Origin of the sequence: Actinomycetospora sp. CA-084318 (assembly GCF_050955885.1) — a bacterium.
In the GTDB taxonomy this organism is placed as follows: Bacteria; Actinomycetota; Actinomycetes; order Mycobacteriales; family Pseudonocardiaceae; genus Actinomycetospora.
In genome coordinates this window covers 4,733,202-4,757,939 of record NZ_CP192098.1, presented here as the reverse complement: position 1 = coordinate 4,757,939, position 24,738 = coordinate 4,733,202, and the positions used below count along the sequence as shown (strand labels likewise).

General features: G+C 73.9%; 23 protein-coding genes and 1 tRNA gene. 19 read left to right on the top strand and 5 right to left on the bottom strand.

Annotated elements, in window-relative coordinates; translation table 11 throughout:
• Window positions 1-12 precede the first annotated feature (12 nt).
• From ACQPYX_RS23175 to ACQPYX_RS23155, 5 genes are all read left to right on the top strand, one after another.
• Window positions 13-1,005: a CobW family GTP-binding protein gene (locus tag ACQPYX_RS23175; protein WP_433799622.1), complete on the top strand. Its 993-nt coding sequence runs from the start codon at window positions 13-15 to the stop codon at window positions 1,003-1,005.
• A gap of 559 nt (window positions 1,006-1,564) precedes the next feature.
• On the top strand, window positions 1,565-2,518 hold the full coding sequence (locus ACQPYX_RS23170) for a DNA polymerase domain-containing protein (RefSeq protein ID WP_433799621.1): 954 nt from the start codon (window positions 1,565-1,567) through the stop codon (window positions 2,516-2,518).
• A gap of 60 nt (window positions 2,519-2,578) precedes the next feature.
• Window positions 2,579-2,782, top strand: coding sequence for a hypothetical protein (locus ACQPYX_RS23165; RefSeq protein ID WP_433799620.1), 204 nt, complete (start codon window positions 2,579-2,581; stop codon window positions 2,780-2,782).
• Window positions 2,783-2,815: 33 nt separating this feature from the next.
• On the top strand, window positions 2,816-3,784 hold the full coding sequence (locus tag ACQPYX_RS23160) for an alpha/beta fold hydrolase (RefSeq protein WP_433799619.1): 969 nt from the start codon (window positions 2,816-2,818) through the stop codon (window positions 3,782-3,784).
• Window positions 3,785-3,813: 29 nt separating this feature from the next.
• The gene (locus ACQPYX_RS23155) at window positions 3,814-4,248 is read left to right on the top strand and encodes a PPOX class F420-dependent oxidoreductase (protein ID WP_433799618.1); all 435 of its coding nucleotides are present in this window, start codon (window positions 3,814-3,816) and stop codon (window positions 4,246-4,248) included.
• Between the two features lie 78 nt (window positions 4,249-4,326).
• Here the strand turns inward: ACQPYX_RS23155 and ACQPYX_RS23150 are convergent, their stop codons facing one another.
• From ACQPYX_RS23150 to ACQPYX_RS23135, 4 genes are all read right to left on the bottom strand, one after another.
• The gene (locus tag ACQPYX_RS23150) at window positions 4,327-5,667 is read right to left on the bottom strand and encodes a glycosyltransferase (protein WP_433799617.1); all 1,341 of its coding nucleotides are present in this window, start codon (window positions 5,665-5,667) and stop codon (window positions 4,327-4,329) included.
• A gap of 29 nt (window positions 5,668-5,696) precedes the next feature.
• Window positions 5,697-5,768: transfer RNA gene (locus ACQPYX_RS23145), tRNA-Arg, on the bottom strand.
• Between the two features lie 34 nt (window positions 5,769-5,802).
• Complete coding sequence (locus tag ACQPYX_RS23140; RefSeq protein WP_433799616.1) at window positions 5,803-6,507, bottom strand: DUF305 domain-containing protein; 705 nt, start codon at window positions 6,505-6,507, stop codon at window positions 5,803-5,805.
• On the bottom strand, window positions 6,504-7,199 hold the full coding sequence (locus ACQPYX_RS23135; protein WP_433803791.1) for a DUF3105 domain-containing protein: 696 nt from the start codon (window positions 7,197-7,199) through the stop codon (window positions 6,504-6,506). The genes ACQPYX_RS23140 and ACQPYX_RS23135 overlap by 4 nt, the downstream gene beginning before the upstream one ends.
• A 239-nt stretch (window positions 7,200-7,438) precedes the next feature.
• On the opposite strand from ACQPYX_RS23135, the gene argS reads away from it, so the two are divergent.
• From argS to ACQPYX_RS23085, 10 genes are all read left to right on the top strand, one after another.
• Window positions 7,439-9,091, top strand: coding sequence for an arginine--tRNA ligase (gene argS, locus ACQPYX_RS23130; protein WP_433799615.1), 1,653 nt, complete (start codon window positions 7,439-7,441; stop codon window positions 9,089-9,091).
• A 3-nt stretch (window positions 9,092-9,094) separates the two neighbouring features.
• Window positions 9,095-10,558: a diaminopimelate decarboxylase gene (gene lysA / locus ACQPYX_RS23125; RefSeq protein ID WP_433799614.1), complete on the top strand. Its 1,464-nt coding sequence runs from the start codon at window positions 9,095-9,097 to the stop codon at window positions 10,556-10,558.
• Window positions 10,555-11,955 carry a homoserine dehydrogenase gene (locus tag ACQPYX_RS23120; protein WP_433799613.1) on the top strand — a complete coding sequence of 467 codons (1,401 nt, stop codon included), beginning with the start codon at window positions 10,555-10,557 and terminating at the stop codon, window positions 11,953-11,955. The genes lysA and ACQPYX_RS23120 overlap by 4 nt, the downstream gene beginning before the upstream one ends.
• Window positions 11,956-12,011: 56 nt before the next feature.
• Window positions 12,012-13,028, top strand: coding sequence for a threonine synthase (gene thrC, locus ACQPYX_RS23115; RefSeq protein ID WP_433803790.1), 1,017 nt, complete (start codon window positions 12,012-12,014; stop codon window positions 13,026-13,028).
• 1 nt (window position 13,029) lies between these two features.
• Window positions 13,030-13,914, top strand: a complete 885-nt coding sequence (gene thrB, locus ACQPYX_RS23110; RefSeq protein WP_433799612.1) for a homoserine kinase — start codon at window positions 13,030-13,032, stop codon at window positions 13,912-13,914.
• 392 nt (window positions 13,915-14,306) lie between these two features.
• The gene (rho, locus tag ACQPYX_RS23105; RefSeq protein ID WP_433803789.1) at window positions 14,307-16,469 is read left to right on the top strand and encodes a transcription termination factor Rho; all 2,163 of its coding nucleotides are present in this window, start codon (window positions 14,307-14,309) and stop codon (window positions 16,467-16,469) included.
• A 525-nt stretch (window positions 16,470-16,994) separates the two neighbouring features.
• Window positions 16,995-17,207, top strand: a complete 213-nt coding sequence (rpmE, locus tag ACQPYX_RS23100) for a 50S ribosomal protein L31 (RefSeq protein WP_433799611.1) — start codon at window positions 16,995-16,997, stop codon at window positions 17,205-17,207.
• Window positions 17,208-17,303: 96 nt separating this feature from the next.
• On the top strand, window positions 17,304-18,392 hold the full coding sequence (gene prfA / locus ACQPYX_RS23095; RefSeq protein WP_433799610.1) for a peptide chain release factor 1: 1,089 nt from the start codon (window positions 17,304-17,306) through the stop codon (window positions 18,390-18,392).
• On the top strand, window positions 18,389-19,240 hold the full coding sequence (gene prmC / locus ACQPYX_RS23090; RefSeq protein ID WP_433799609.1) for a peptide chain release factor N(5)-glutamine methyltransferase: 852 nt from the start codon (window positions 18,389-18,391) through the stop codon (window positions 19,238-19,240). The genes prfA and prmC overlap by 4 nt, the downstream gene beginning before the upstream one ends.
• Window positions 19,241-19,387: 147 nt before the next feature.
• Window positions 19,388-20,032 carry an L-threonylcarbamoyladenylate synthase gene (locus ACQPYX_RS23085; protein ID WP_433799608.1) on the top strand — a complete coding sequence of 215 codons (645 nt, stop codon included), beginning with the start codon at window positions 19,388-19,390 and terminating at the stop codon, window positions 20,030-20,032.
• Here the strand turns inward: ACQPYX_RS23085 and speG are convergent.
• A complete protein-coding gene (gene speG / locus ACQPYX_RS23080) occupies window positions 20,014-20,532 on the bottom strand; it encodes a spermidine N1-acetyltransferase (RefSeq protein ID WP_433799607.1) in 519 nt (172 codons plus the stop codon). The two genes, ACQPYX_RS23085 and speG, sit on opposite strands and share 19 nt — an antisense overlap.
• A gap of 25 nt (window positions 20,533-20,557) precedes the next feature.
• On the opposite strand from speG, the gene tsaE reads away from it, so the two are divergent.
• The 4 genes from tsaE to glyA all read left to right on the top strand — a co-directional run bounded on the left by tsaE (window position 20,558) and on the right by glyA (window position 24,728).
• Window positions 20,558-21,019 (top strand): tRNA (adenosine(37)-N6)-threonylcarbamoyltransferase complex ATPase subunit type 1 TsaE, encoded by a 462-nt coding sequence (gene tsaE / locus ACQPYX_RS23075; RefSeq protein ID WP_433799606.1) that lies wholly within the window; start codon window positions 20,558-20,560, stop codon window positions 21,017-21,019.
• Window positions 21,016-22,314: an L-threonylcarbamoyladenylate synthase gene (locus tag ACQPYX_RS23070; protein ID WP_433799605.1), complete on the top strand. Its 1,299-nt coding sequence runs from the start codon at window positions 21,016-21,018 to the stop codon at window positions 22,312-22,314. The genes tsaE and ACQPYX_RS23070 overlap by 4 nt, the downstream gene beginning before the upstream one ends.
• Window positions 22,307-23,335, top strand: a complete 1,029-nt coding sequence (tsaD, locus tag ACQPYX_RS23065) for a tRNA (adenosine(37)-N6)-threonylcarbamoyltransferase complex transferase subunit TsaD (protein ID WP_433799604.1) — start codon at window positions 22,307-22,309, stop codon at window positions 23,333-23,335. The genes ACQPYX_RS23070 and tsaD overlap by 8 nt, the downstream gene beginning before the upstream one ends.
• Before the next feature lie 106 nt (window positions 23,336-23,441).
• Window positions 23,442-24,728 (top strand): serine hydroxymethyltransferase, encoded by a 1,287-nt coding sequence (glyA, locus tag ACQPYX_RS23060; protein ID WP_433799603.1) that lies wholly within the window; start codon window positions 23,442-23,444, stop codon window positions 24,726-24,728.
• Window positions 24,729-24,738 lie beyond the last annotated feature (10 nt).

Below are 24,738 nucleotides of genomic sequence, written 5' to 3'. Positions count from 1 at the left end.
TATGCTCGATCGGTGCGCACCGTGCCCGTGGTCCTCGTCGCAGGCCACCTCGGGGTGGGCAAGTCCTCGCTGGTCAACCACCTGCTGCGGCACGCCGACGGGGTCCGGATCGGGGTCGTGGTGAACGACTTCGGCGCCCTCGGTATCGACGCGATGTTGGTCGCGGGGCAGGCGTCGTCGGTGACGGCGCTGTCGAACGGCTGCCTGTGCTGCGTCACCGACGCCGACGGGCTCTCCGGGGTGCTCGCGGACCTCGTCGCGCCGGCCACCGGGCTCGACCTCGTCGTCGTGGAGGCCAGCGGGCTCGCCGAACCCCGCGAGCTGGTGCGGCTCCTGCTCGCCTCACCCGACCCGCACGCGGTCTACGGCGGCCTCGTCGCCGTCCTCGACGCCTGCGCGCCGGACCTCGACCACGCCCGCCTGGCCGACCTCGCCGTGGTGAACGGGCTGGACCGCTGCGGCGCCGCGGGGCTGGAGGCGGTCCGCGCGGTGGCGCCGGGGGCGGTCGTCGGGACCTCGCACGGAGCGCTCGACCCGGCGCTGCTCGTCGACCCGGTCCGCCGCCCGCAGCCCGCGCAGCTGACCCTCGACGCCCTGCTGCGCGAGGCCGACGGCGAGCACCCGCACGTCGCGGCCTCCAGCGTGTCGTTCACCTCGGAGCGCCCGCTGGACGCGGGCCGGCTCGCCGCGTTCCTGGAGTCCGGCCCGGCCGGGGTGGTGCGCGGCAAGGGGATCGTTCGGCTCCCCGACACCGGCGGCGAGGGCTTCGACGAGACCCCCGACGTCTGGGAGGTGCAGACGGTCGGCACCGCGATCCGGGTGCGCCCGGCACCCGGTCGATTGACCACCCGGGGAGCCCGTCTGGTGTTGATCGGCACCGATCTGGACGAACCGGCGCTGCGCGCGTCGCTCGAGGCGTGCGTGGTGGACGACGACGAGCCGGCGCCCTCCGAGCACGCCGCCCTGGCCCTGACCCGCTACCGGATCGACCTGACGTCGGCCTGATCCGTGTGCGGCCCGCACACGGTCGGCGGGGGTCGTGTGGTGCCGGAGCCGTCGTGCGTGCCGCACATGGTGCCGGGCCGTCGCCCGCCGCCCGTGCCGTGCGGCCCGTGCCTTGTCGCGGTGACCCGACGCCACGTCGGCCTGATCGATGTGCGTGCCGCACACAGTCGGCGGGAGTCGTGTGGTGCCGGAGCCATCGTGCGTGCCGCACACGGTGCGGGCCGCCGCCCGCCGCCCGTGCCTTGTCGCGGGAACCCGGCGCCCGCGGTCCGGCCTGTCGTTGTGGACCACAACGACAAGACGGGGCGCCGACGCCGAAGGCCCGCGACAAGAGCCGCTGCCGCCCGCCCCGGCCGTGTGCGCCCCGCAACGCGCGTGTGCAGGGGAACGACCCGCCCCGGCCGTGTGCGTCGCGCAACGCCGAACGCCCAGGGTGCCGCCCGCCTCGGCCGTGTGCGTCCCGCAACGCCATGACGCGGGGGAGCGACCCGCCCCGGCCGGGTGCACACCGCTCGCCGCCCGGCTTGACCCCACCCGCCGCGCCGTCCACCGTCACACCGTGGCGAGCGAACCGGACGAGACGCGCGACGGCGTCGGGCTGACCCATCTCGACCAGGCGCTGCTGGCGGACGACACCGTCACGAAGCGGCAGCTCGTCGACCACCTCGACGCCGTGGCGGAGCGCATGCTGCCGCTGCTGACGAATCGGCCGCTGTCGGTGATCCGGGCCCGCGGCGACCAGCGGTTCATGCAGAAGAACCTGCCCAGGGGCGCGCCCGACTGGATCCGCAGCGTCACGTTCTGGTCCGACAGCTCGCAGCGCGACGTCCACTACGCGCTCGCCGAGGACCGCGCGACGCTGCTGTGGTTCGCCAACCAGCGGGCGATCGAGTACCACGTCCCGCTCACCACGGCCGACGAGCCGGGCACCCCGACCCACCTCGTCATCGACCTCGACCCACCCGAGAGATCCGACCTCGCGCCGGTGGTCACGGCCGCGCGCGCCGTCCGTCGGGTGCTGCAGGACGCCGGGTTCGAGCCCGCCGTCAAGACCTCCGGGGCGAAGGGCCTGCACGTCGTCACGCCGATCCGCCCCGCGGCCATGGAGGACGTGCACGCCGCCACGCGGGCCGTCGCCGGGCGCGCCGAACAGCTCGAGCCCGCCACCACGACGACGGCATTCATCCGCGCCGACCGCGGCGGCAAGGTCTTCCTCGACGCCACCCGGGCCGGCGGCGCGACCGTCGTCGCCGCCTACAGCCCGCGTGTGCGTCCCGGGCTGCCGGTGAGCTGCCCGGTCGACTGGGACGACCTGGACACCGTGGTCCCGCGGGACATCACCGTGTCGACGCCGGAGCGGTACCTGGAGGGCCCGACCTGGAGCGAGCGGCTCGGTGACGCCCGCCCGATCCCGCAGGATCTGATCGACGAGGGGCACACGATCCCCGTCGCCCGGGTCGCGGCGATGCACGAGGGGAAGCGCCGCAAGCGGGCCGCGGAGCGCGGGGACTGACGGAACCGCAAGTATCAGGTACCGTCGGTACCGACTTCAACGTCGGACCGAGGAGGAACCGTGCTCGGAGACATCGCCGGGATCGGACCCGTCAAGGACGCGCTCACCGTCACCAACGCCCTGCTCGAGCGGGTGCTGGCCGAACTCAAGGTCACCAACGTGACCCAGCTCGAGGCCGTCGTCACCGAGCTGCGGGCCGTTCGCGAGTCGGTCGACCGGCTCGTCACGCTGCAGGAGGCCCAGCCGCAGGTCGCGGCCGGCTGAGCAAGGCCGCGCCACCGTGAGGACACTGAATCCGTGCGGTGGCTGCGGCGGGCGGGGATCGCGCTCGTCACGGTGGTCGTCGTGGTGCTCGCCGCCTCCGGGCTCTACCTCGCGTGGGACGACCTGGCGCCGGTCCGCGTGGCCGTCCAGGTCCCGGGCGCCACGGTCGACGCGGCCGGGGTGCCGACCCACGTCGAGCACTGGCCGGCTCTGCGGCCGTCGGGCAAGGCGCCGCTCGTGCTGGTGCCGGGCTTCGCCGAGTCGACCTACGTCTTCTCCCGGCTCGCGCCCCGCCTCGCCGCCGACCGCGACGTCTACGCCTACGACGTGCGCGGCTACGGCTTCACCGCCCACGTCCCGCCCTACGACCTGGCCGCCGACACCGACCAGCTCGCGGGCCTGATCAGCGCGCTGCACCTGACGCGTCCGGTCGTGCTCGGCCACTCGCTGGGCGCCGCGATCGCGCTGTCGCTCGCGCTCCGCGACCCCGCCGCGGTGAGCGGGGTGGTCGCGGCGAACGGGGACGGCACGCCCTACTTCGGCGCCGACCGCAGCAGTGCGGGCGGGGGCGGCGGGCTCCGGACGATCCTGACCCTGCCGCCGCTCGGACCCGCCGTCGTGACCGCGATCGTGCGGCACCGCGGCCCGGTCCGCAGCCTCGTCGAGAACCAGTGCGGGCCGGGCTGCCCCGTCGACGACGCCGCGATCGACCGCTGGCGCGCGCCCTTCCTGGCGCCGGGTGGGGTCACCGCGCTGCTCGCGATCGCACGGCAACCGCTCATCGGGCTGACCGACGACGAGGAGCGCCGGCTGCGGGTGCCCGTCGCGATCGTGTTCTCGGAGCTGGACACGAGCTTCGACCGTGACGACGCGGCCGCCATGGCCGAGCGCGTCCGCACGCCGCTCGTCGCCGAGTTGCCCGGGGCACGCCACCTCGCCCTGCTCGGCGAGCCCGACCGGTTCCAGGCCGCCGTCACACCCCTGCTCGATCGCCTCGGGTGAGCCGGCCGCCCGGGTGGGCACCCCGCCGCATGGCTGACACCCGCAACGGTCCCGAGCTGCACCCGATGACCACCGAGCTCGCGAACGGCGCGAACTTCGCGTCGGTCTCGACGATCCTGCCGAGCGGTCGGATCCAGACGCAGATCCTCTGGGTGGCGATCAAGGACGGGCGGCTCGTGCTGAACACCGAGACCCACCGCAAGCGGTACCAGAACCTGCAGCGCGACCCGCGGATCACGGTGCTCATCCGCGACGAGAACGACCCCTACCGCTACGCCGAGGTGCGCGGCGAGGTCACCGAGTTCACCACCGGCGACGAGGCCCGCAAGCACATCGACGAGGTGGCCCACACGTACTTCGGCAAGGACTACCCGCCGGAGGCCATCAAGTCCGAGCGCGTGATCCTCTGGGTCACCCCGGAGCGGCAGACGATCATCGACCAGAACGTCGACACGAGCGACTGATCACCGCCGCCCGCCCGCTCGCTCTGAGCGTGAGGGGAGCCCTCGAGCCGCAGGAGCGCTCGGATCCTCCCCTCACGGTCAGTGCCCGGTGAGCCGGTCCACCTCGGCGAGCAGGTCGGACACCTGACGGACGACGCTGAACTTCTCCCGGGCGTAGGCGGCCGCCCCCGGGCCCTTCGTCTGCTTCCAGTCCTCGTCGAGCGCGCGATCGATCGCGGCGGCGAGGGAGTCGGCGAGGGCCTGGCGGTCGTCGGTCTCGGGGACGAGGACGCCGACCTCGGGGGTGACGAAGTCGCGCGGACCACCCGAGTCGGCTCCGATCACGGGCGTCCCGCACGCCATGCACTCCAGGAACACGAGGCCGAACGGCTCGCGGTAGGACGGGAACACCCCGACGTCGGCCGCGGCGAACATCGTCGCGAGGTCCTCCTGCTGACGCGGCCCGAGGAAGACGACACGCTGCAGGCCGAGCTCGGCGACGACATCGCGGATCGCCCGCTGCTGCTCCTCCGGTCCGCCACCGGCGACGACGGTGAGGATCCGGCGCTCCTCCTGCTCGTACTGCGCCGCGGCCCGGAGCAGCGCGTCGAGCCGCTTCCAGTCGGCGAACTTGCCGCAGAAGGCCACGACCGCGTCGAAGTCCGGGACGTCGTCCGCCAGCGAGGCGAGCGCGGCGGCGGGCTCGGCGTCCGACTCGCGGAAGACGCGGTCGTTGTAGCCGTTGTGCGAGAGCACGACGCGGTCGCGGGGGAACTCGGGGAAGACGTCCGCGAAGGCGTCGATCTGTTCGGACGAGATCGAGGCGACGACGTCCACGCCCACCCACGGGGTCGAGCTCCGCTCCGCTGCGTCTCCCGCCTCGAACACCTTCTCCTGCTGCATGAACGGCAGGAACCGCAGCGGGAACTCCTCGGGCTCCTGCCCCGACTGCTCCTTGGCGAACATCTTCAGCTCGGTGCCGTGCACGAAGCAGACGAGCGGGATGCGCGGCTTCCCGGCCGCGACGCGGGCGGCGATCACGTCGCGCATGACGACCGGGTTCATGAACGCGTGGTGGGCGATCGCGAGCGTGAACTCGTCGCCGGTCGAGGCCTCGACCTCGTCCATGAACGCCGTGACCTCGCGGGTCAGCCGCGCGCGGTAGGCGTCCACCTCGTCGGCGCTCATCGCGTGCCAGCGGTAGCTGGAGACGGGCGAGACCGACTCGCAGATCGGGATGTCGTGGTCGAGTTCGAAGACCCGGACGTCCTCCTCGCGGAATCGCTGCACGCGCGAGGGGTACATCGAGTAGGCGCGGACCCCGTCGATCTCGTTGTACGCGCGGTGGTGCGCCTCGTGGAGGATCCCCGACCCGGGCGCGAACTCACCGCCGCGCTGCCAGTTGTTGGTCCCGAGCTGGAAGATCAACCGGTCGCCCATGCGGCGATCGTAGAGAAGCGGTGGATGGGTGCCCCCGGCAGGATTCGAACCTGCGCTCCCGCCTCCGGAGGGCGGTGCTCTATCCCCTGAGCTACGGGGGCGGTACCGCGGACGAGCCTACTGCATGCCCGCGATCTAGTTCATCGGCAGGGGTGCCGCTCCCCGCGCCGCGAGCATCTGCGTCATCGTCTGCGCCTCGGCGGTCTGCGTGGTGACCATCGACGACGCCAGGGCCTGCACGGGGGAGACCGAGGCGTCGGCGGCGGCCATCTGCATCATGGACAGCCCGCCCTGGTGGTGGCGCAGCATCAGCTGCAGGAACTCCACGTCGAGCGCCGAGCCCGTGGTCGTCCGGAAGCGCTGCAGGTCGGCCTCGGTGGCCATGCCCGGCATGGACGCCATCGGCATCCCCATCCACGCCATGTACTGCCCGGGCGCGGTCTCCGTCGGCTGCTGCCAGAGCTGCAGCCAGCCCTGCATCATGCCGAGCTGCTGGGTCTGCGAGGACTCGATGTCGAACGCGAGCTGGCGCAGCGCCGGGTCGGTCGTGTTCGACCGCTCCCACACCGCCATCTGGATCGCCTGGCGGTGGTGCACGCTCATGTCCTGCAGGAACCCGACGTCGACCGACCCCGCGGCGGGGCCGTAGGTCGGGGCCGTCCGCTGACCGATCAGGCCTCCGACCAGGCCGCCGACGAGCAGCAGGATCAGGACGAGGCCGCCGGCGAGCACGCCCTTGGCCCAGCCGGGGGAGTTCGACCACCAGCCGCCCCCGTCGTCGTCGAACCCGTCGTCGACGACGGGCGGCTCGGGCGGGGAGCTCACGGACGAGGCCGTCATCCGGCACCTCCCATGCCGCCGGCGCCCGAGGTGCCCTGGTAGCTCATCGGCAGCGCGTCCCGCGGGTAGGGCGGCGGGTCGAAGGCGGGCGGGTTCGCCGGGTCGAAGTAGCCCGGGCCGAGGGCGTCGCAGCTGGCGCCGACCTCGGGGTACACGCCGTAGGGGTTGCCCTTCAGCGCGGTGATGAACTGGTCGATCCGCGGGTCCGTCGGGTCGGACACCTTGAGCTGGTGGCCCCACGACTGCAGCGAGATCGGCTGGTCGAGGCCCGGGAACGGCGACATCATCATCTGGTTCTGGCCCTGCACCTTGGCGGCGAGGGCGTCGCGGGCGGCACCGGTGACGCGGTTCGGGTCGTAGGCGATCCAGACGGCGCCGTGCTCGAGCGAGTGCACCATGTTCTCGGTGCGGACCGCCTGCGGGTAGACCTGCCCGTTGCAGGCCGCCCAGTAGCCGTCGTGCGGGCCACCGAAGGCGGGGAACCGGTCGTAGGCCACCCGCTGCTGCGGCGTCACGTGGTGGCTGCCCTCGTAGGCCTGCGTGACGATGCCCGGGATCGCGAGCGACGGGTCGCGGTTCGAGTCGCTGGGGCGCCACGGGCTGATCTGCGAGGACCGGTCGAACAGGAAGAAACCGATCCCGCCGATCAGGGCGAGCACGACGACGACCGCGCCGATCAGCAGCCACGGCACCTGCCGGGCCTTCGGGGCGCCGCGCCCCGCGGAGGAGGTCCGCTTCCGCGCACCCGCGACGGGGTTCTTGCCGCGTTGCGGCGGGCGTCCACCCTTGCCACGCTGCGGGGTCCCGGTGGAACGTCCACTCGCCATGTCTCCCGATTCTAGGGATGAGCTGAGTGTGAGTTCCCCCTACCCGGGGTGATCGACCCCTGCCCGGACCGGCACCCCGGTCCTCCTCCCTAGACTCGGTACACGTGACCCCCGCTGCGCTCGCCGATCTCCTGCACGCCGTCGCCGTCGACGTGCTGACCGAGCGCGGGCTGGACACGGCGGCGCTGCCCGACGAGGTGACCGTCGAGCGCCCGCGCAACCCCGAGCACGGCGACTACGCCACCAACCTCGCCCTGCGCAGCGCGAAGAAGGCCGGCGTGAAGCCCGCCGACCTCGCGGGCTGGCTGGCGGAGCGCCTGGAGACGACCGACGGGGTGGCCGCCGCGGAGGTCGCGGGCCCCGGCTTCCTCAACCTGCGGCTGGCCGCCGACGCGCAGGCGGGCATCGTCGCGGAGATCCTCGAGCAGGGCGCCGGCTACGGCCACGGCGACGCGTTCACCGGACAGGCGATCAACCTGGAGTTCGTCTCGGCGAACCCCACCGGCCCGATCCACCTCGGCGGCACCCGCTGGGCCGCGGTCGGCGACGCGCTCGGGCGCGTGCTCGAGGCCCAGGGCGCCGCGGTGACGCGCGAGTACTACGTCAACGACGCGGGCGCGCAGATCGACCGCTTCGCCGAGTCGCTGATCGCCGCGGCGCAGGGCCGCCCCGTCCCGGAGAACGGCTACGGCGGCGCCTACGTGGCCGAGGTCGCCGCGAAGGTCGTCGAGACCGAGCCCGGAGTGCTCGAGCAGCCCGAGGACCAGCAGCTCCAGGCGTTCAAGCGCCTCGGGGTCGCGGTGATGCTCGACGAGATGCGGACCTCGCTGGAGTCGTTCGGCACGCACTTCGACGTCTGGTCCTCCGAGCTCGCGCTGCACGCGTCCGGCGCGGTCGAGGACTCGGTGCAGAAGCTCAAGGACGACGACGCCCTGTACTTCGCCGACGGCGCGTGGTGGCTGCGGTCCACCGAGCACGGCGACGACAAGGACCGCGTCGTCATCAAGTCCGACGGGCGGCCCGCCTACATCGCGGGCGACATCGCCTACTACCGCGACAAGCGCGCCCGCGGCGCGGACCTGGCCATCTACATGCTCGGCGCCGACCACCACGGCTACATCCACCGGCTCAAGGCGGTCGCCGCGGCGTTCGGCGACGACCCGGCCACGGTCGAGGTGCTCATCGGGCAGCTGGTGAACCTGCTGCGCGACGGCGAGCCGGTCAAGATGTCCAAGCGCGCAGGCACGATCATCACGCTCGAGGACCTCGTGGACGCGGTCGGAGTCGACGCCGCCCGCTACACGCTGACCCGCTCGAGCGTGGACCAGGTGCTCGACATCGACCTGGACCTGATCAGCCGGCGCACCAACGAGAACCCCGTGTTCTACGTCCAGTACGCCCACGCCCGGCTCTCCGCGCTCGCCCGCAACGCCGCCGACCTGGGCGTCAGCCGGGACGCGCCCGACCTGGCCCTGCTCGTCGAGCCCCGCGAGGGCGACCTCATCCGCACCCTCGGCGAGTTCCCGCGGGTGCTGGCGTCCGCGGCGCAGCTGCGCGAGCCGCACCGCGTCGCGCGCTTCCTCGAGGAGCTCGCCGGCGCCTACCACCGCTTCTACGACACCTGCCGCGTCCTGCCGCAGGGCGACGAGGAGCCGGGGTCGCTGCACACGGCCCGTCTGGCGCTCTGCGAGGCGGCCCGCACGGTCCTCGCCTCCGGCCTCGGCCTGCTCGGTGTCTCCGCCCCGGAACGGATGTAGACCATGACCCGCGCCCACCCCGCCGGGCCCCGGCACGCCGACGTCCTGCCCAGCCACGACCTCCCGGGCTCGATCCCGCGCGACGGTGCCGAGCTCGACGTGCTGCCCGCCGTCGTCTGGCCCCGCAACGCCGCCCGGCACGACGACGGGTCGGTGCGGCTCGCGGGCGTCGACGTCCGGGAGCTCGCCGAACGGCACGGCACGCCGTTGTTCGTCGTCGACGAGGCCGACTTCCGGTCGCGCTGCCGCGACCACGCGCAGGCCTACGGCGACCCCGGGCTCGTGCACTACGCCTCGAAGGCCTTCCTGTGCACCGAGGTCGCCCGCTGGGTGGCCGACGAGGGCCTCGGGCTCGACGTCTGCAGCGAGGGCGAGCTCGCGACGGCGCTGCGGGCCGGCTTCCCACCCGCGCGGATCGCGATGCACGGCAACAACAAGTCGCTCGACGAACTCGACGCGGCCCTGACCGCCGGGGTCGGCAAGATCGTCGTCGACTCCTTCGCCGAGATCGCCCGCCTGGACGACCTCGCCCGTCGTCGGGACCTCGTCGCGGACGTCATGGTGCGCGTGACCGTCGGGGTCGAGGCGCACACGCACGAGTTCATCGCGACCGCGCACGAGGACCAGAAGTTCGGCTTCTCGCTGGCCGGCGGCGACGCCGCGGAGGCGGCGCGGCGGGTGCTGAAGTCGCGCGGCCTGCGCCTGGTGGGGCTGCACTCGCACATCGGCTCGCAGATCTTCGACGCGGGCGGCTTCGAGCTGGCCGCGCGGCGGGTGGTCGGTCTGCTGGCCGACATCCGCGCCGAGCACGGCGGCTGGAACGACGCTGTCGACACCGCCAGTTCTCTCATCGACCTCGGCGGCGGGATGGGGATCGCGTACACCACCGCCGACCAGCCGCGCACCGCCTCGTGGCTGGCGGGGGAGCTGCACGCGATCGTCGAGCGCGAGTGCGCGCGGGCCGGCATCCCGGTCCCGCGGATCGCGGTCGAGCCGGGCCGGGCGATCGCCGGACCGGGCACCGTCACGCTCTACACCGTGGGCACGATCAAGGACGTCGAGCTCGGCGGCGGCACGCGCCGGCGCTACGTCTCCGTCGACGGCGGGATGAGCGACAACATCCGCACCGCGCTCTACGACGCGGCCTACGACTGCCGGCTGGTGTCGCGGTCCTCGACCGGGGTGCCGGGCGCGGCGAACCCGGGCGGCGACACCCCCGTCCTGTGCCGCGTGGTCGGCAAGCACTGCGAGTCCGGCGACGTCGTCGTCCGCGACTGCTGGCTGCCCGCCGACCTCGCGCCCGGCGACCTGCTCGCCGTCGGCGCGACGGGGGCCTACTGCTACGCCATGGCGAGCGCGTACAACAAGGTCCCGCGACCGGCGGTGGTCGCCGTCCGCGACGGCGCGGACCGGACGATGCTGCGCCGCGAGACCCTCGACGACCTGGCGCGCCTGGAGGTGCTGTGAACGCGGTGGGCAAGGACGTCGTCAAGGTCGCCCTGCTCGGCTGCGGGGTGGTCGGCTCGCAGGTCGTGCGGCTGCTCGACGAGCAGGCCGACGAGCTCGCGGCGCGGGTCGGCGCCCCCGTCGAGCTGGCGGGCATCGCGGTCCGGCGCCCGCAGCGCCACGCGGGAGTCCCGGCCGAGCTCCTGACGACCGACCCGGCCGCCCTGGTCTCGCGGCCCGACGTCGACGTCGTCGTCGAGTTGATGGGCGGCATCGAGCCGGCCCGCGACCTGCTGCTCGACGCCCTGAAGAACGGCCGCTCGGTGGTGAGCGCGAACAAGGCGCTGCTCGCCGAGGAGGGCGAGGCGCTGGCCGCCGCCGCCCGCGAGTCCGGCGCGGACCTGTACTACGAGGCCTCGGTGGCCGGCGCGATCCCGCTGCTGCGCCCCATCCAGCAGTCGCTGGCCGGTGACCGCATCCGTCGCGTCGCGGGCATCGTCAACGGCACCACCAACTTCATCCTCTCGGCGATGGAGTCGACCGGCGCCGGTTACGCGGACGCGCTGGAGGAGGCCGGCCGGCTGGGCTACGCCGAGGCCGACCCGACGGCGGACGTGGACGGCTACGACGCCGCGTCCAAGGCGGCGATCCTCGCGAGCCTCGCCTTCCACACGCGCGTCACGGCCGCCGACGTGTACCGCGAGGGCATCCGCGACGTCACTGCGGCCGACATCGCCTCGGCCCGCGCGCTCGGGTGCACCGTCAAGCTGCTGGCCATCTGCGAGCAGGTCGAGACGGCCGACGGGGGAGCGGTCTCGGCGCGCGTGTACCCCGCGATGATCCCGCGCTCGCACCCGCTCGCCTCGGTGTCCGGCGCGTTCAACGCCGTGTTCGTCGAGGCCGACGCGGCCGGCCCGCTGATGTTCTACGGGCAGGGCGCGGGCGGCCCGCAGACCGCGAGCGCGGTGCTCGGCGACCTCGTCGCCGCGGCGCGCAACAAGGTGATCGGCGGCCGCGGCCCCCGCGACACCGCCTACGCGCACCTGCCGGTGCAGCCGATGGGCGACGTCCGCACCCGCTACCACGTCAACCTCGACGTCCACGACCGCGCGGGCGTGCTCGCCGCGGTCGCCGGGGTGTTCTCCGACCACGACGTGTCGATCGCGACCGTGAAGCAGGAGGGGGGAGACGCAGCGGAGCGGAGCTCGACCTATCGGAGCGCCCGGCGCGACGAAGGTCATGGCGGGGAGGACGTCTCGCCCGCCACACTCGTCGTCGTGACCCACGAGGCCCCCGACGCGGCCCTGCGGGCCACCGTGGAGGCCCTGGCGGGCCTGGAGTCGGTCCGCGGTGTCGCCAGCATCCTGCGCGTCGAGGACCTCGGCCGTCCCGTGAGCGCCCTCGGAGGACCCCAGTGAGCCTGCTCGGTACCCGCGTCGAGTGGCCGGGGATCATCCGCGCCTACCGGGACCGCATGCCGCACGTGCAGGGCGGCTGGGACGTCGTCACGCTGCGCGAGGGCGGAACGCCGCTGCTGCCGGCACCGCACCTGTCCGCGCTGACCGGCTGCGACGTCCACCTCAAGATCGAGGGCGCGAACCCGACGGGGTCGTTCAAGGACCGCGGCATGACGGTCGCGATGACCGAGGCGGCCGCGAGCGGGGCGAAGGCCGTCATCTGCGCCTCGACCGGCAACACCTCGGCCTCGGCCGCCGCGTACGCCGCGCGGACCGACATGACCTGCGCCGTGCTCGTGCCGCAGGGCAAGATCGCGCTCGGCAAGCTCGCCCAGGCCACCGCGCACGGCGCCCGCATCCTGCAGCTCGAGGGCAACTTCGACGCCTGCCTCGAGCTCGCCCGCAAGGCGGCCGAGGAGCACCCGATCGCGCTGGTGAACTCCGTCAACCCGGCGCGCATCGAGGGGCAGAAGACGGCGTCGTTCGAGATCTGCGACCAGCTCGGCCGGGCGCCCGACCTGCACGTCCTGCCCGTCGGCAACGCCGGGAACATCACCGCCTACTGGCGCGGCTACACCGAGTACCACCGCGACGGCGTCGTCGGAACCACGCCCGAGATGCACGGGGTGCAGGCCGAGGGGGCCTCGCCGCTCGTGTCCGGGGCGCCGGTGGCCCAGCCCGAGACCATCGCGACCGCGATCCGGATCGGCTCGCCCGCCTCGTGGGACGGCGCGATCGCGGCCCGCGACGAGTCCGGCGGCCGCATCACCGCCGTCGACGACGACGCCATCCTCGCCGCGTACCGCCTCCTGGCCGCCCGTGAGGGCGTCTTCGTGGAGCCCGCGTCGGCCGCGTCGGTGGCGGGACTGCTCGCGCGCTCGGCGGCGGGCGACCTCACGCCGGGACGCCTGGTGGTCTGCACCGTCACCGGGCACGGCCTCAAGGACCCGGGGACCGCCCTGGCCGACGTGCCCGAGCCCGTCGTCGTCCCGGAACGGGTCGACGCCGTGGCCGACGCGCTCGGGCTCGGCTGACGTGGGCCGGAGCGTCCGCGTCCGGGTCCCGGCCACGTCGGCCAACCTGGGGCCGGGGTTCGACTCGCTCGGGCTCGCGCTGGGCCTGCACGACGAGGTCGAGCTCACCGAGCTCGCCGACGGCCCGAGCACCGTCGAGGTGCACGGCGAGGGCGCCGGACGCGTCCCGCGCGACGAGCGCCACCTCGTGCTGAAGGCGGCCTGCGCGACCTACGAGCTCGCCGGGGTCGACCGGCCACCACTGCACCTGACCTGCCACAACGTCATCCCGCACAGCCGCGGGCTGGGCTCCTCGGCGTCGGCGGCGGTGGCCGGGATCGTCGCCGCGTGCGGGCTGCTCGGACCCGGGAAGGCCCCCGACGACGAGGCGGTGCTGGACCTGGCGGCCCGCTTCGACGGGCACGCCGACAACGTGGCGGCGTGCCTCTACGGCGGGCTCGTGGTCACGTGGTGCAGCGGCGGGTCGTACCGCGCCGCGCACCTCGAGCCGCACCCCGACGTCGTGCCGGTCGCGTTCGTCTCCGAGCACTCGAGCTCCACCGAGGCCACGCGCGGCCTGCTGCCCGACCGCGTGCCGCACACCGACGCCGCGTTCACCGCGTCACGCTCCGCCCTCGTGGTGCACGCGCTCACCCGGGCACCGCACCTGCTGCTGCCCGCGACGGAGGACCGGCTGCACCAGCCGTACCGCCGTCCGGCCTACCCCGCGACGGCCGCCCTGGTGGATGCGCTGCGCGAGGCGGACGTCCCCGCGGTCGTCTCGGGCGCCGGGCCGACGGTGCTCGCCCTGACGACGGGCGAGGCGCTGCCCGACGGGCTCCCCACCAGCGGGTTCGACGTGGTCCGGCTGCCGATCGACACCGCCGGCGCCGTCGTCGCGGACTGAGCGGCGCGCGACCACCCGGTTGTTGCCCGTGCCTGCCGGTGCCGTTACTCTGACGGCGACAGCGACCAGCGTGATCCGCGCCGGTGCCATGTCCCGGGGACCCCGGGACGGTCTTCCCCGCTCCGGTTCTCGGACGCCTGCCAGGTCGTTGCCTCCCAGATGTTCCGCACCGTGCCGTGCCCCGGGACGCCGTTCCACCCCGTTCTGCTCCCGCGACACGGCGTCGTCGTGGATTCGCGCGCGCCCGAAACTGCGTGCGGACACGTCCACTGGCCCGGGATGAGGAGTCCCCGGCCGGTCCAGGAAGGACCTGCGTGACCGAAACCGACGTCATCTCCCCCGACGCCGCCCCCGCCGGCACCGAACGTCGCCGCCGTGGAGGTGTGTCCGGGATGGTGCTCGCCGAGCTGCGTGAGCTCGCCGGCACGCTCGGCGTCACCGACACCACCGGCATGCGCCGGGGCGATCTCATCTCCGAGATCAAGAAGCGCCAGTCCGGCGCCGCCCAGCTCCCGCTGGGCGAGGGGCCCGCCGAGGAGGCCGCGGCCGCGGAGGAGTCCGCCGCGGACACCGCCGACGGGACCCCCGCCGACGAGGCCCCCGCCGACGAGAAGCCGGCCCGCCGTCGGGCCGCACGCCGCAAGGCCGGCACCCCGGACGCCGCGCCCGAGGAGCCCATCGGGGCCACCCCGGCCGCCGAGGCCGCGAGCACGGCGGACGCGGTCACCGCCGCCACCGACGCCCCGGCCGCCGACGCGGACGCCGCCGTCGAGCAGGCCCCGGCCGACGCCGCGCCGGAGAAGCCCCGCCGTCGGCGCAGCGCGCGGCGGGACGCCGGCCCCGCGGCCGGCTCCGAGGGCGACGCCGCCGCGCCGGAGGCCGAGGCGACCGCCGCGGCGGCCCCGGCCGAGGCGCCTGAGCAGGCCCCCCGCGAGGACGAGCAGCGCTCCGACCGCTCTGAGCAGGACCGCCCGGGCCGCGGCGAGCAGAACGGTCGCGACCGGCAGTCCCGGAACGAGCGCGGTGACCGGGAACGCGGCGGACGGGACCAGCGCGACCAGGCCGACCGCGACCAGGGCCGGGACCAGCAGTCCGACCGCGAGCCCGAGGGTGACGACGCCGACGGCGACCGCGGTGGTCGCCGTCGCGGCAACGGCCAGGGCCGCGACGACCGCCAGCGCGACCGCGGGCAGGGCCAGGGCCGCGACCAGCAGCAGGGCCGGGACCAGCAGCAGGGCCGGGACCAGCAGCAGGGCCGCGACCAGGGTCAGCAGCGCGCCGACGACGACGAGGACGAGGACGGCGGTGGCCGCCGGCGGGGTCGGCGCTTCCGCGACCGCCGTCGCAACCGCAACGAGCGCGGTGGCGGCCAGGACGGTCCGCAGGACACCCGCGAGCCGGAGGTCCGCGACGACGACGTCCTGATCCCGGTCGCCGGCATCCTCGACGTGCTGGACAACTACGCGTTCGTCCGGACGTCGGGTTACATGGCCGGCCCGAACGACGTGTACGTGTCGCTCTCGCTGGTGCGCAAGCACGGGCTGCGCCGCGGCGACGCCGTCACCGGCCAGGTCCGCCAGCAGCGCGAGAACGAGCAGAACCGGCAGAAGTTCAACCCGCTGGTCCGCGTCGACTCGATCAACGGGCTGGACCCGGAGCAGGCCCGCCGCCGCCCCGAGTTCACCAAGCTCACGCCGCTCTACCCCAACGAGCGGCTGCGCCTCGAGACCGAGCCGCACCTGCTGTCCACCCGCGTGATCGACCTGGTCATGCCGGTCGGCAAGGGGCAGCGCGCCCTGATCGTCTCGCCGCCGAAGGCCGGCAAGACGATGGTGCTGCAGGCGATCGCGAACGCGATCACCACGAACAACCCCGAGGTCCACCTCATGGTCGTGCTCGTCGACGAGCGGCCGGAGGAGGTCACCGACATGCAGCGCACGGTGAAGGGCGAGGTCATCGCCTCGACCTTCGACCGGCCGCCGTCGGACCACACCTCGGTCGCCGAGCTGTCGATCGAGCGGGCCAAGCGCCTGGTGGAGCAGGGCCACGACGTCGTCGTGCTGCTCGACTCGATCACCCGCCTCGGCCGGGCCTACAACCTGGCCGCGCCGGCGTCGGGCCGCATCCTCTCCGGCGGTGTGGACTCGACGGCGCTCTACCCGCCGAAGCGCTTCCTCGGCGCTGCGCGCAACATCGAGGACGGCGGGTCGCTCACGATCTTCGCGACGGCGCTCGTGGAGACCGGGTCGACGATGGACACGGTGATCTTCGAGGAGTTCAAGGGCACCGGCAACGCCGAGCTCAAGCTCGACCGCAAGCTCGCCGACAAGCGCATCTTCCCGGCGATCGACCCGGACGCCTCGTCCACGCGCAAGGAGGAGCTCCTCCTCTCGCCCGACGAGCGGGCCGTGACGCACAAGCTGCGTCGGGTGCTCGCCGCGCTGGACTCGCAGCAGGCGATCGAGCTGATCCTCGACCGGCTGCGCAAGACGCGGACCAACATCGAGTTCCTCATGTCGGTCGCGAAGACGATGCCGACCAAGGACGACGAGTAGTCGGTCCCCGCACGACGACGGGCCCCGCCGCAGGTGCGACGGGGCCCGTCGTTTGTCGGGGCGCCGGTGCACCTCCCGGTGCAAGCAATGCGTCACTGCTTGCACCCAGTGCCAGGAAACCCCACATCCTCGGGCGCTGCGCCGGGTCGCGCTCATGATCACCGAGCAGCGTCGGTGGCCGTGGGGCTCGCCGCGGCGCCGCAGGTGCTCGTTGATCACGCTCGCGGCAGCGGGGAGGCACTCCAGCAGCGCTCGGCGTCGTCCGCGCCAGGTCGCGCTCATGATCACCGAGCAGCGTCGGTGGCCGTGGGGCACGCCGCAGCGCCGCAGCTGCTCGTTGATCACCGTCGCGGCGGCCGGGAGGCACTCCAGCAGCGCCCGTCGTCGTCGGGAATGTCCGCAGGTGGAGCCCGGTTACACGGACCAGCGGGCAGTCCTGAGAGAATGCCCGGTGGCACAGATGCCTCCGGTTCACCCCACGAGCGAGACGGGGACCCGGCGGCCCATGATGAGAGGACCAGCCACATGAAGTCCGGGATCCACCCCGAGTACGTCGACACCCAGGTGCTCTGCAGCTGTGGCAGCTCGTTCACCACGCGCAGCACCAAGAAGGGCGGGAACATCACGGTCGAGACCTGCTCGGCGTGCCACCCGTTCTACACCGGCAAGCAGCGCATCCTGGACACCGGCGGCCGCATCGCCCGCTTCGAGGCGCGGTACGGCAAGCGCTCCAAGTAGCTCCCTCGACGCCCGTCGTCGTCCGCTCGTGCGGACGGCGGCGGGCGTTCGTGCGTTCACGACGGTTCGGCGGAGCAGGAGAAGACGATGACATCGGTGGCTGACAACTCGGTGCGTGCGCTCGTCGAGGAGCACGCCGGGCTGGAGGCGCGCCTGGCCGACCCGGACGTGCACGCCGACCAGACCCTCGCCCGTCGGCTCGGGCGGCGCTACGCCGAGCTCGCGCCGATCGTCGCGACCGCCGGGGACCTGGAGCGCGCCGAGGCCGACCTCGCCGACGCCCGCGAACTCGCGGGGGAGGACCCGGCGTTCGCGGCCGAGGCCGACAGCCTGCAGACGTCGGTGGCGACGTTGCGCGACCGGCTCTCCGAGCTCCTCGTCCCGCGCGACCCGGCCGACGCGAGCGACGTCGTCGTCGAGGTGAAGTCCGGCGAGGGCGGCGAGGAGTCGGCGCTGTTCGCCGGGGACCTGCTGCGCATGTACTCGCGCTACGCGGAGCGCCGCGGCTGGAAGGTGTCGGTGCTCTCCGCGACCGAGTCCGACCTGGGCGGCTTCAAGGACGTCACGGTCACCGTCACGGCGCCGGGGAACGACCCCGACGGCGTCTGGGCCTGGCTCAAGTACGAGGGCGGCGTGCACCGCGTGCAGCGGGTGCCGGTCACCGAGTCCCAGGGCCGCATCCACACCTCCGCGGCCGGCGTGCTCGTCTACCCGGAGGCCGAGGAGGCCCCCGACGTCGAGATCGACGAGAAGGACCTGCGCATCGACGTGTTCCGTTCGTCGGGCAAGGGCGGGCAGGGTGTCAACACCACCGACTCCGCCGTGCGCATCACGCACCTGCCCACCGGCGTGGTCGTGAGCTGCCAGAACGAGCGCTCGCAGCTGCAGAACAAGGCGCGCGCGATGGACGTGCTGCGCTCGCGGCTGCAGGCGATCGCGGACGAGGACGCCGCGCAGCAGGCCTCGGCCGACCGCCGCAGCCAGGTCCGCACCGTCGACCGCTCGGAGCGCGTGCGCACCTACAACTTCCCGGAGAACCGCATCTCCGACCACCGCATCGGCTACAAGTCGCACGACCTCGACCGCGTGCTCGACGGCGAGCTGGGCGGGGTCCTCGACGCGCTCCGCGCCGCCGACCGGGCCGAACGACTGGCCTCGGCGGCGAGCGAGGAGGCCCGATCATGACCGCGATGGGGACGACCCGGGTGACCCGGGTCCGGGTCGCGGCCGCGGCGGTGACCCTGGCCGAGGCGGGGATCGAGAGCCCACGCGTCGACGCCGAGCTGCTCGCCGCCCACGTCCTCGGCATCCCGCGCACGCGGCTGGTGCTCGCGCCCGATCTCGACGACGAGGCCAGCCGTCGGCTGGACGAACTGGTCGCCCGGCGGGCCGCCCGGGAGCCGCTGCAGCACCTCGTCGGGTCCGCGGTGCTCGGCCCCGTCTCGGTGGCCGTCGGCGCGGGCGTCTTCGTGCCGCGCCCGGAGACCGAACTGCTGCTCACCGAGGGGGTCGCGAACCTGCGCGGCGCCGCGGCCCCCGTCGTCGTCGACCTGTGCACCGGCTCGGGAGCCCTGGCGCTCGCCCTCGCCGTCGCGCGACCGGACGCCGAGGTGTGGGCGGTCGAGGCCGACCCGACCGCGCTGACCTGGGCCGACCGCAACCTCGCCGGGTCCGGGGTGCACCTCGTCGAGGGCGACGTGACGGCCCCCGGCACGCTGGCCGAGCTGGACGGCACGGTGGACCTGCTCGTGGCGAACCCGCCGTACGTGCCGGCCGGGACCCCGGTGTCGGCCGAGGTCGCCCGCGACCCCGCCCGCGCGGTGTTCGCCGGCGTCGACGGGCTCGACGTGATCCGCCCGCTCGCGGCCACCGCGGCGCGGCTGGTGCGTCCGGGTGGACGGGTGGCCGTGGAGCACGACGAGTCGCACGCGCCGGCGGTGCTGGCCGTGCTCGAGGGGGCGGGCTTCACCGACCTCGCCACCCGCGTCGACCTGGCCGGTCGCCCGCGGGTCGCGGTGGGGATCCGCGCCTGACGTCAGCGGTGGCACTCGGTCCCGCTCGTGATCAACAGTCCCTCAGCGGGGTCCGGAAGGCCTGCCGAGCCCCGTCAGGGACCGTTGATCATCGCCGGAGCGCCGGGTCACGCCGGCCGTCCCCCGGTGATCGCTAGGGTCGGTCCCGTGACCACGTTCGACTGCCGCATCCCCGACACGCGGGCGGCGGGCCTCGCCGCCGCGCAGTCGGCGGTCCGGGCGGGCCGGCTCGTCGTCGTGCCCACCGACACCTCCTACGGCGTCGGGGCGGACGCGTTCGACCAGGAGGCGGTGCGGGAGCTGCTCGCGGCCAAGCGGCGTGGGCCGGAGACGCCGGTCCCGGTGCTCGTCGGGAGCTGGTCGACGATCGACGGGCTCGTGCCGGTGGTGCCCAGCGCCGCGCGCGACCTCATCGAGGCGTTCTGGCCCGGTGGGCTGAGCCTGGTCCTGCCGCACGCGCCGTCCCTGGCCTGGGACCTCGGGCGCACCCGCGGCACGGTCGTGCTGCGCATGCCGCTGCACCCGGTGGCCCTGGAGCTGCTGCGCGAGTGCGGCCCGATGGCGATCACCGGGGCCAACGCGGCCGGGGGATCGGTGCCGCACACGTGCGCCGACGCGTACTCCCAGCTCGGTGACCTGGTGGAGGTCTACCTCGACGGCGGCCCGCTCACCACCGACGCCGGCTCGACGATCGTCGACCTCACCGGGTCGGACCCGGTCGTCCGGCGCGAGGGCGCCGTGTCCACCGCGCAGATCGCCGAGGTCCTGGGGCGTCAGCCGGTCGTCGCCTGAGCGAGGTGCTCGCGCTGCAGGATCCCCATCCGCAGCGCGTCGTGGTAGCGCCCGTCGGCGAAGTACTCCTCGCGCAGCGTGCCCTCCTCGACGAAGCCCGCGCGTCGGTAGATGCGGATCGCCCCGGCGTTCTCGACGTCGACCACCAGGTGGACCTTGTGCAGGTTGAGCACGCGGAACGCGTAGTCCAGGGCCAGTCCGGTCGCCGCCGACGCGTGCCCGTGCCCCTGGTGCTCCGGCGCGACGATGATCTGGAACTCGGTGGTGCGGTGCACCGCGTCGATCCCGATCAGCTCGACGATGCCCACGTCCTCGACGTCGTCGGTGATGACGAAGCGCCGCTCGGTGAGGTCGTGGACGTGCCGGTCGTAGATGTCGCGCAGCTCGACGAGCGCCTCGAACGGCTCGGAGAACCAGTAGGACATCACCTTGGAGTCGTTGGTCAGCCGGTGCACGAGCGGCAGGTCGTCCCGTTCCAGGGCGCGCAGTCGGACGGTCATGTCGGGCTCCTATCATGGAATCGCGATGAACGAGGTGACCTTCTCCAGCGGTGGGCCGGACGACACGGCCGGCGTCGCGGCGGCCGTCGCCCCCCACCTGGGCGCGGGCGACGCCCTGCTGCTGACCGGTGACCTGGCGGCCGGCAAGACGACCTTCACGCGCGCGCTGCTCGCCGCGCTCGGCTCCGACGCGGCCGTGACCAGTCCGACCTTCTCGCTGGCCAACTTCTACGACACCCCGGGGCCACGGGTGCTGCACGTGGACACCTACCGCCTCGACGACGTCGCCGAGTTCCGCGACCTCGGGCTCGACGAGTACCTCGACGAGGTGATCGCCGTGATCGAGTGGGCCGGCCTGGTCGAGTCGGAGTTCACCGAGCCCCTGCACCTGACGTTCGCGAAGACCGGCGACACGGGCCGCACGATCACGCTGTCCGGCACCGGCCGCTGGGAGTCCGTGCTCGAGGCGCTGGCGGTGCACGCATGACCCTCACCCTCGCCGTCGAGACCTCCTCGCGCACCTACGGCGTCGCCCTGCTCGACGACGACGCGGTCCTCGCGCAGGCCGAGGCCGACCGGTCCGACCCCGGCTTCGTCGACGTCGGCGTGCTCGCGAGCTCGGTCATCGCCGACGCCGGGCGCACGGTGGCCGACCTCGACCGGCTCGCCGTCGACGTCGGTCCCGGCAACCTCGCCTCGGTCCGCGCCGGGATCGCCTACGTCAACGCCGTCGCCTTCGCCCGGGAGATCCCGGTGGTCGGGCTCGACGCGTTGGCGCTGCTGAGCGACGGCCCGACGCTGGCCCTGCGCCTGGCCGGCGGCACGTCGGTGTACGCGGCGCTGACCCGCGCCGACGGGACCGTCGCCACCCGCCACGGCGACCTCGCGGTCGTCGTCAAGGACCTCTTCCCGACGCCGGGTGCGGTCACCTCTGCCGGGACGAACGGGTCGTTCGTGCCGCACGAGGGGGACGAGCGACCCGTTCGTCCCGATCAGGCCGTCCCGCTCCGCGTCGCCGGCGCGAAGCGTCCCCAGGCGCTGGCGCTGCTCGCCGAGCTCGGGGTCGACGCCGTCGACGCGGGCGTCGACGCCCCCCGGATCGACGACCTCGTCGACGCCCTGCGCCGCGGCGACCACGAACCGCCCGTGGTCAGCGCCGCGCCGTTGACCGAGTCCAGCGTCCGGTTCCGGGGCGACGCCTGGGCGGCCGCGCGGGAGGCGCTGCTCGCGGGCGGGGTCGCCCTGTTGCCGACCGACACCGTCTACGGCCTCGCCGTGCACCCCCGCCGCCGGGACGCGATCGACGCCCTGTTCGCGCTCAAGGCCCGGCCGCGCACGCGGGAGCTGCCGATCATGGTGGCCACCCCCGACGAACTGCCGAGCCTCGGCGTGCAGGTGCCGGACACCGCGCGCCGCCTGCTGGGCGCCTTCTCACCGGGCCCGATCACCGTGGCGCTCGGCATCGACGACACCGCGCCCGCGTGGCTGGCCGGCCGGGACGAGGTGGGCGTCCGGGTGCCGTCCGACCCCGACCTGCGCGCGCTGCTCTCCGACGTCGGTGCCCTGCTCGTGACCAGCGCGAACGCGCACGGCGAGCCCACCGCCCAGGCGACCGGGCCGATCCTGGCGCAGCTCGCCGGGCGCCCGGACGCGGTCGTCGACGGGGGCGAGCGCTCGGGCGTGCCGTCGACGGTCGTGAACTGCCACCTGGAGACACCGCGCATCGAGCGCGAGGGCGCGATCCCGGCGGCGGACATCCAGGAGGTGCTGACCCGTGGCTGACCTGATGCTGGGCATCGAGACCTCGTGCGACGACACCGGCGTCGCGATCGTCCGGCCGGACGGCACGGTCGTCGCGTCGGCGGTGGCGTCCCAGGTCGAGCTGCACGATCGCTACGGCGGCGTCTACCCCGAGATGGCGAGCCGGGCGCACGTCGACGCGATCCTGCCGACGGTGCGCAAGGTGCTCGACGACGCCGGACTCACCCCCGCCGACCTCACGGCCATCGGCGTGACGCGCGGTCCCGGCCTGATCGGCAGCCTCGTCGTCGGGACGAACTCCGCGGTGGGACTGGGCGACGGGTGGGGGCTGCCGGTGTACGGCGTGAACCACCTGCGCGGCCACCTGCGCTCGGCCGACCTGGACGAGCAGCGGGTGACGTACCCGGCGATGCTGCTGCTCGTCTCCGGTGGGCACACCCTGCTGGCGCACGTGCAGGAGAACGAGCGGGACACGGAGCGCAGCGGAGCTGGACCCATGGGCGACGTCACGCTCGTCGGCTCCACCCGCGACGACTCGGTGGGGGAGGCCTACGACAAGGTCGCCCGCATGCTGGGGCTCGGCTACCCCGGCGGTCCCGCCATCGACCGGCTGGCGAGGACCGGCACACCGGACGTCGACCTCCCCCGCCCGGGCCGGGACCTCGGGCTGGACTTCTCCTTCTCCGGGCTCAAGTCCGCGGTGTCGCGGTTCCTCGCCGCGAACCCCGACCACCCGCCGGAGAACGTGGCGGCGAGCTTCGTCGAGGCGTGCCTGGACGTGCTCCTGTCGAAGTGCCGCACGGCGCTCGAGCAGCACCCGAGCCGCTGCCTCGTCGTCGTCGGGGGCGTGGCGGCCAGCCCGCAGCTGCGCGAGCGCGCCGCGGACCTGTGCGCGGAGACGGGCGTCGAGCTGTGCCTGCCGCCGCTGCGCTGGTCCACCGACAACGGCGCGATGATCGGCCTCGCGGCCTGGGACTACCGGGCCCGGGGCCTGCACGAACGTCCGAGACCGACCACGTCACTGACGATCGCCGACTGGTAGCCCGGAGTGATTGTGGCAGCGCGCACAAAGCACCGGGTCACGTCATCGACTGGCGGGTAGCGTCGATCCCCGTCCGACCATCCCGACCTGAGTGAGGTTCTGCACCGTGGCAAGCACCGACCACTTCTGGGGCCCGGACTTCGGCGCCCTCGCCGCCGTCGACCCCGAGATCGCACAGGTTCTCGACGACGAGCTCGGTCGGCTCCGCGGTGGACTCCAGCTCATCGCGAGCGAGAACCTGACCAGCCCCGCGGTCCTCGCGGCGCTGGGCTCGACGCTGTCCAACAAGTACGCCGAGGGCTACCCGGGCCGGCGCTACTACGGCGGCTGCGAGGTCGTCGACCGCGCCGAGGAGATCGGCATCGAGCGGGCGAAGGCGCTGTTCGGCGCCGAGCACGCGAACCTGCAGCCGCACTCCGGCGCGAACGCCAACCTCGCGGTCTACGCGGCGTTCTGCCAGCCGGGCGACAAGGTGCTCGCGATGTCGCTGCCGCACGGCGGCCACCTCACGCACGGCGCCAAGGTCAGCTTCTCGGGCAAGTGGTTCGAGCCGGTGCCCTACACCGTGCGCGAGGACGACCACCTCATCGACTACGACCAGGTGCGTGACCTCGCCCTCGAGCACCGCCCGAAGATGATCGTCGCGGGCGCGACGGCGTACCCGCGCCTCATCGACTTCGCGCGCTTCCGCGAGATCGCCGACGAGGTCGGCGCCATCCTCTGGGTCGACGCCGCGCACTTCATCGGCCTCGTCGCCGGCCAGGCGATCCCCAGCCCGGTGCCCTACGCCGACGTCGTCACCTTCACCACGCACAAGGTCCTGCGCGGCCCGCGCGGCGGCATGCTCGTCTCGAAGGCCGAGCACGCGAAGGCGCTGGACAAGGCCGTGTTCCCGTTCCTGCAGGGCGGGCCGCTCATGCACGCGGTCGCCGGCAAGGCGGTGGCGCTCGCCGAGGCCGCGACCCCGGAGTACCAGCAGTACGCGCGCACCGTGATCGAGAACGCGCAGGCCCTCACGTCGGGCCTGGTGGAGCAGGGGATGCGCGCCATCTCCGGCGGCACCGACACGCACCTGTCGCTGCTCGACCTCTCGCCGCTGGGTGTCACGGGCAAGGAGGCCGAGGCCCGCAGCGGGCTGGCCGCCATCACGCTGAACAAGAACGCGATCCCGTACGACACGCAGCCCCCGATGGTCGCGTCGGGCATCCGCGTCGGCTCCCCGTCGATCACCACGCAGGGGATGACGCCGGCCGAGATGCCCGAGGTCGCCCGCCTGATCGCGGCCGCCGTGACCGCGGACGAGACCACCGAGGACGGCAAGCGGACGCTCGCCGACACGCGGGACGCGGTGTCCGCGCTGGTGGGGCGCTTCCCGGCCTACCCGCGGGGCTGACCTAGTCTGG

Bases quoted from the DNA above. Each gene is read 5' to 3' on its own strand.
- ACQPYX_RS23070 (WP_433799605.1), top strand. From the start codon at position 21,016: ATGACCCTCACCCTCGCCGTCGAGACCTCCTCGCGCACCTACGGCGTC.
- ACQPYX_RS23155 (WP_433799618.1), top strand. From the start codon at position 3,814: ATGGCTGACACCCGCAACGGTCCCGAGCTGCACCCGATGACCACCGAG.
- ACQPYX_RS23140 (WP_433799616.1), bottom strand. From the start codon at position 6,507: ATGACGGCCTCGTCCGTGAGCTCCCCGCCCGAGCCGCCCGTCGTCGAC.
- thrC (WP_433803790.1), top strand. From the start codon at position 12,012: ATGCCGCACGTGCAGGGCGGCTGGGACGTCGTCACGCTGCGCGAGGGC.
- tsaE (WP_433799606.1), top strand. From the start codon at position 20,558: ATGAACGAGGTGACCTTCTCCAGCGGTGGGCCGGACGACACGGCCGGC.
- lysA (WP_433799614.1), top strand. From the start codon at position 9,095: ATGACCCGCGCCCACCCCGCCGGGCCCCGGCACGCCGACGTCCTGCCC.
- ACQPYX_RS23150 (WP_433799617.1), bottom strand. From the start codon at position 5,667: ATGGGCGACCGGTTGATCTTCCAGCTCGGGACCAACAACTGGCAGCGC.
- speG (WP_433799607.1), bottom strand. From the start codon at position 20,532: ATGACCGTCCGACTGCGCGCCCTGGAACGGGACGACCTGCCGCTCGTG.
- rpmE (WP_433799611.1), top strand. From the start codon at position 16,995: ATGAAGTCCGGGATCCACCCCGAGTACGTCGACACCCAGGTGCTCTGC.
- rho (WP_433803789.1), top strand. From the start codon at position 14,307: ATGGTGCTCGCCGAGCTGCGTGAGCTCGCCGGCACGCTCGGCGTCACC.
- prmC (WP_433799609.1), top strand. From the start codon at position 18,389: ATGACCGCGATGGGGACGACCCGGGTGACCCGGGTCCGGGTCGCGGCC.